This window comes from Acidiphilium sp. PM (genome assembly GCF_000219295.1).
GTDB lineage: Bacteria > Pseudomonadota > Alphaproteobacteria > Acetobacterales > Acetobacteraceae > Acidiphilium > Acidiphilium multivorum.
Genome location: NZ_AFPR01000145.1, coordinates 1 through 3,808, shown reverse-complemented (window position 1 = coordinate 3,808; position 3,808 = coordinate 1). Strand labels below are relative to the sequence as shown.

Genomic DNA, 3,808 nt, shown 5'->3' with positions numbered 1-3,808 from the left:
GCGCCCGCCAGCGCCGGCCGCCCCGCGTCGTCCACCCGCATCTTCGCGAACAGCGTCAGGCACGGCCCGACATCCCGCCGCCCGAGCCCGAACTTCGCCGCGGCGCTGCGCAGGTTGTCGCGCCCGTTGCGCGCCCCGCCCGCCGTCTCCGGCGTCGACGGCCCGAGGATCGGATCATGCCCCGCGCCGCTATCCGAAATGACCGAGGCCATCACCCGCCCCATGTCCGAAAACAGCACCCGCCCGCCGCCGATCAGCGTCGTCCATTGCAGCTTCGCCGTATCCCCGGCATTGAACCGTTCCGAAACATCGTCGGCATTCCACAGGAAAACCGAAGCCCCCGGAGTGCCGCGCGGGTTCTCCACATGCAGCGCCTCGCCCCGCCGCAGCCGGAGTGCCACATACCACCCCGGCGGAATCACCTCCCGCGAAATCACGTCGCCAGCGCCGATCGCCGGCGGCGCGCCGAGGTCCGGCATCGCTGCCGCCCTCGCCCGCGCCCCCGCCTGCAACGCCTCGTAGCGCGCGCGATACTGCTCCGGCGTCATCGTATCGAGATTGTTCATCATTCCCTCACGCGATGTTAGAGCACTTTCCGATCCTTACGGATCGGATGTAGTGCTCTATCTTGTTGATAATTAGAGCATCTTTATCCGATCAGATGATTCCATCTGATCGGATGATGCTCTAGCGAGGCCGTCCTCGCGGGCGATCGTCCCGGCCGCGGGGTCGTCCCCCGGCCCGTTGCGCGGCGCCCGGCGCCGCACGGGAATGTCATGGGTGATCCGCGCCCCCCGCGCCGGATCGTCGGGCTCCGGCCGCTCGAACACCAGCACCCGCGTGCCCAGCCGGAACGCCTCGCTGATGTCGTGCGTCACCATCACCACGGTCATCCGCGTCTCCTCCCAGAGCCGCCGCATCAGCCCGTGAATATCCGCCCGCGTGCCGGGGTCGAGCGCGCTGAACGGCTCATCCAGCAGCAGCACGCGCGGCTTCAGGATCAGCGCCTGCGCCAGCGCCAGCCGCTGCTGCATCCCGCCCGACAGCTGCGCGGGATAGAGCGACGCCGCATGCCCGAGCCCCACCTCCTCCAGCAGCGTCCGCGCCCGCGCCTCCGCCCGCCGCCGCGCCGCGCCGAACAGCCGCCCGAGCAGCGGTGCCGCCGCGATCTCCAGCGGCAGCACCACGTTGCCGAGCACGCTCAGATGCGGAAACACCGAATAGCGCTGGAACACCACGCCCCGGTCCGCCGTCGGCTCGCCCGGCAGCGCCGCCCCCGCCAGCCGGATCGTGCCGTGGCTCGGCGTCTCCTCGCTCATCAGCATGCGCAGGAACGTCGTCTTGCCGCACCCGGTCGGTCCCACGACCGTCACGAAACTCCCCGCCTCGATCCCGAGGCTGATCCGCTCCAGCACGATCCGCGCGCCATACACCTGCCAGACATCGCGCACCTCGATCAGCCGCGCCGCCGCCCCGCTCACGACCGCGCCGCCCCGGCGAACCACGGGAACGCCTTCGCCTGCACGAGCCGCAACGCCGCGTCGAACACCACCGCCAGCAGCGTGATCCACAGGACATAGGGAATGATGATGTCCATCGCGAAATAGCGCCGCACCAGGAAGATCCGGTAGCCGAGCCCGTCCTGGGCCGCGATCGCCTCGGCCGAGATCAAATACAGCCAGGCCGGCCCGAGCGAGAGCCGCAGGCTGTCGATCAGCCGCGGCGCCATCTGCGGCACCACCACCCGGAGCGCGATCTGCCAGGACGACGCCCCCAGCGTCTGCGCCTTGATCATCTGCGCGCGCGGCAGCTCCTCCACCCGCAGCACCAGGTCGCGCACGATATAGGGCGCCGTGCCGATCACGATCAGCGCCACCTTCGCCGTCTCGCCGATCCCGGCGATGATGAACAGGATCGGCAGCACCGCGAGCGGCGGCACCATCGAGAAGGCGGTGATGAACGGCAGCAGCAGCTTGCGAAGATACGGCACCATGCCGACGAGAATGCCGAGCACGAAGCTGATCGCGGTGGCGATCGCCAGCCCCGACAGGATCCGCCGCAGGCTCGCCAGCGTATCCGCGAGCAGCGGATACTGCCCGGTCGCCATGTCGCGCGTGAGCGCCATCTCCCGCATCCCCGCCGCCATCTGCGCCAGCGTCGGCAACACCTTGTCAGATGGATTGACCTCGTGCCGCATCGTCGAGACGACGATGTAGCCAAGCCCGACCAGCAGGAACGGCAGCAGCATCAGCACCCGTCCGCTGCCGGGCCGGGGATGGCGGTTGATGACGCGCATCGCCCGGCTCAGAGCTCTTTCGCCGCCGCCATCCGCATGAAGTCCGACGTGTAGCGGAACTTGACGTTCCGCTTGTCGCCGAGGATCTTCCCGTCCGGAAACGCGATCCCCACCACGTTGGGCGAGGTCGCGCCCTGGCCCATCAGCCCGTGGCGGAACAGGAAGGTGCGGACATATTCCATCGTCTTCACCAGCTGCGCCGAGCGGGTGAACGCGGCCGCCCCCGCCGGGTCGGCGAACAGATGCGTCGTCTTCAGCTGCGCATCGAAACCCTCGAGGTCGGTGCCCGAAAGTTTCGCCATCGCCGTCCGCGCCGCCTTGCCCTCCGCGCTGTCCGACAGCATGATCCCCAGCGTCTCGTACCACGCCCCGGTCAGCGCCTTCGCGAATTCCGGATGCGCCTTCAGCACATCGGTCCGCACGATGCACAGGTCGAGAATCTCGCCCGGAATCTGCGCCGAGGTGAACACCTCGTGCGCATCGGCATTCTTCATGATCTCCTGCACGATCGGGTTCCACGTCACCACCGCGGTCACCGCCTTTGTCATCCACGCTGCCGCCATGTCAGCGTCGGAGGTGTTGACGATGCGCACGTCCCGCTCGCTCATGTGGTGCTTTTCCAGTCCCCGGTCGAACAGGTATTGCGATACCGAATACTGCACGAGGTTCACCTTCTGCCCCTTCAGGTCGGTGAACTTCGTCTTGTCCTTGAGAATCACGGCATCGTTGCCGTTAGAGTAATCCCCGGTGATGATCGAGGTCGAATCCACCCCGCCCACCGCCGGCACCGCCAGCGTGTCCATGTTGGTGATCGTCAGCGCGTCGAACGCGCCGGCGGTGTACTGGTTGATCGAGGTCGGATAATCCGCGACCTCGATCACCTCGATCTCGATCCCGTACTTGTCCGCCCATTTCTTCACGATCCCCTTGTCCGCCGCCCAGGGCCAGGGCATCCAGCCGACATAGATCGTCCAGGCCAGCTTGAATTTCTTCGCTCCGCCGGCCCGCGCCACAGGCAGGCCCGGCAGCACCGCCGCCGCCGTCGCCGCCCCGGCTCCCGTCTTGATGAATTGCTTGCGTGTCAGCATCGGTCTTCTCCTCACCGTCGATCGCATCGATCGGCGCGAGGGGGCGAACGGAGAAACCGATGCACACCCACGCACCAAAGTCTCTCCCGGGCTTTTGTCCCGCCGTGGACCGCGCGGATGTCTCCCGCGCGGCTGAAGCTCTCGGACCAGCGCCGGATTTTCGATCCGGCCGGAACCCTAGCTCGGCTTTGCTCCTGCAACCGGCGTGCCAGAGGTGAACGCACCGGCAGAATCAAGCGAATAAAATAGGCGGCCGGCGTCGAATCTCCATAAAGTGCAACGAGAATAATCATCAAAAGATGTCAAGATATGCAAATGCGGAGCAAATAATCGGATGACGCCGGCGTAATCCGCCCCTGCGGCACGGGAGCGGAGCAGAAGAAGCAAAAACGGAGCAAAATTCTTGCCCACCCCGGCGCAGGTG

5 protein-coding genes and 1 riboswitch are annotated in these 3,808 nt (G+C 66.9%); all 5 genes read right to left on the bottom strand.

What is annotated here, in order from left to right; genetic code table 11:
* On the bottom strand, window positions 1-566 hold a 566-nt coding region (locus tag APM_RS07110; RefSeq protein ID WP_007422677.1), incomplete at its 3' end, for an urea carboxylase-associated family protein.
* A 72-nt stretch (window positions 567-638) separates the two neighbouring features.
* The gene (locus APM_RS07105; protein WP_007422676.1) at window positions 639-1,481 is read right to left on the bottom strand and encodes an ABC transporter ATP-binding protein; all 843 of its coding nucleotides are present in this window, start codon (window positions 1,479-1,481) and stop codon (window positions 639-641) included.
* Window positions 1,478-2,296, bottom strand: a complete 819-nt coding sequence (locus tag APM_RS07100) for an ABC transporter permease (RefSeq protein WP_007422675.1) — start codon at window positions 2,294-2,296, stop codon at window positions 1,478-1,480. Before APM_RS07100 ends, APM_RS07105 begins: the two co-directional genes overlap by 4 nt.
* An 8-nt stretch (window positions 2,297-2,304) precedes the next feature.
* The gene (locus tag APM_RS07095) at window positions 2,305-3,384 is read right to left on the bottom strand and encodes a putative urea ABC transporter substrate-binding protein (RefSeq protein WP_007422674.1); all 1,080 of its coding nucleotides are present in this window, start codon (window positions 3,382-3,384) and stop codon (window positions 2,305-2,307) included.
* Between the two features lie 81 nt (window positions 3,385-3,465).
* Window positions 3,466-3,576, bottom strand: a riboswitch (guanidine-I (ykkC/yxkD leader).
* A partial coding sequence (locus APM_RS22380) for a hypothetical protein (protein WP_206740696.1) occupies window positions 3,562-3,808 on the bottom strand: 247 nt, incomplete at its 5' end. Its footprint overlaps the riboswitch before it by 15 nt.

Coding starts and splice junctions, on each gene's coding strand:
- APM_RS07100 (WP_007422675.1), bottom strand. CDS start 2,296: ATGCGCGTCATCAACCGCCATCCCCGGCCCGGCAGCGGACGGGTGCTG.
- APM_RS07095 (WP_007422674.1), bottom strand. CDS start 3,384: ATGCTGACACGCAAGCAATTCATCAAGACGGGAGCCGGGGCGGCGACG.